The organism is Streptomyces sp. P5F9, assembly GCF_057961495.1.
Genome location: NZ_JBXVPZ010000883.1, coordinates 1 through 1,609 on the forward strand (window position 1 = coordinate 1; position 1,609 = coordinate 1,609).

Consider the following 1,609-nt stretch of genomic DNA (forward strand, 5'->3'; position numbering starts at 1 on the left):
TTCGGCGAGGGGCCGGACAGCGTCGTGGATCCGGGCCAACTGGCGTACGTCATCTATACGTCGGGGTCGACGGGGCGTCCGAAGGGTGTGGCGGTGGAGCACGCCTCCGTGGCCAACCTTGCCTCGGCTATGGGTCCCGTTCTCGGTGTGGGGCCGGGGGTTACGGCGTTGCAGTTCGCGTCGTTCAGTTTCGATGCGGCGGTGTTGGACGTGGCGGTCACGCTGGCCGCCGGGGGCACGCTGGCGATCGCCTCGTCCGAGGATCGGCAAGATCCGTCCGCTCTCGCCGCGATGGTCGACGCGACCGGTGTCGACAGCGCGAGTGTGGTGCCGTCGTTGTTGGGGGCTCTGGAGCCGAAGTCGGTTGCGGGGGTGGGGAATTGGGTGCTGGGTGCGGAGCGGTTGGAGGCCGGTCTGGCGGCCAGGTGGCGTGAAGGCGCCCGGGTGTGGAACACGTATGGGCCCACCGAGGCCACCGTCATCACCACCGCTGTCCTGTTGGAGGAGGGCATCAGGGGTGAGGACGCGCCGCCGGCGATTGGACGCCCGCTGCCGAATGTCCGTACCTACGTGCTGGATGCGTTCCTGCGGCCTGTTCCGGTGGGTGTGGCGGGGGAGTTGTATATCGCGGGAGACGGTCTGGCCCGCGGCTATATCGGCCGAGCGGATCTGACGGCGGAGCGGTTTGTCGCGTGCCCGTTCGGTGATGGCGGGCGGACGTACCGCAGCGGGGATCTGGCGCGGTGGACGGCGGACGGGCTGTTGGAGTTCGTGGGGCGTGCGGATGCTCAGGTGAAGATCCGTGGCTTCCGGGTGGAGTTGGGTGAGGTGGAGGCCGTCCTTGCCGCGCACCCGCAGGTCGAGCGGGCCGTGGTGGTGGTCCGGGACGGTCGGCTGGTCGGATACGTCGTCGGGGACCCGGACGCGGAGGACGTACGGGAGTTCGCGGCCACCCGGCTGCCGGAGTACATGGTTCCGTCGGCGGTCGTCGTCCTCGACGTGTTCCCGCTGACCGTCAACGGGAAGATCGACCGTTCGGCGCTGCCGGTGCCGGAGGCTGCGCTGAGCGCCGGTCGGGTTGCGGCGACGCCCGCCGAGGAGGCGTTCTGCGCGCTGTTCGCCGAGGTGTTGGGGCTGGAGGAGGTCGGGGTCGGGGACAGCTTCTTCGCGCTGGGCGGCGACTCGATCACTGCGATGCTGCTGGTGTCGCGGTCCCGCCGCGAGGGTCTGGTCGTCGGCGCTCGACAGGTACACGAGCTGCGGACACCGGCGCAGTTGGCCGCGGTGGCGACGCCGGTCGACGGCGCGGCGGACGGCGCGCGCCCGGCGGACTCCGCCGTCGGTGAGGTACCGCTGACGCCGGTGATGCACGAGGTGCTGGACCGGGCCGGTGCCGACGGCGTTCGCGCGGTCGTGCAGTCGATGGTGGTCGAGGCGCCGGCGGGACTGGACGAGGCGGCGCTGCGGGACGCGATGGCAGCCCTGATGGACCGTCATGAGGTGTTGCGAGCGCGGTTGGTGGTGGAGCCCGGGGTGTTGGTGGTGCCCGGGGAGGATGCGGTGGATGTGTCCGGGCTGGTGGCTCGGGTGGATGTGGTCGGGGTTGATC

General features: G+C 70.8%; 1 protein-coding gene. It reads left to right on the forward strand.

All coding sequences use genetic code 11. From position 1 onward, the window contains the following. A partial coding sequence (locus AC31A1_RS51155; protein WP_489659873.1) for a non-ribosomal peptide synthetase occupies nt 1–1,609 on the forward strand: 1,609 nt, incomplete at both ends.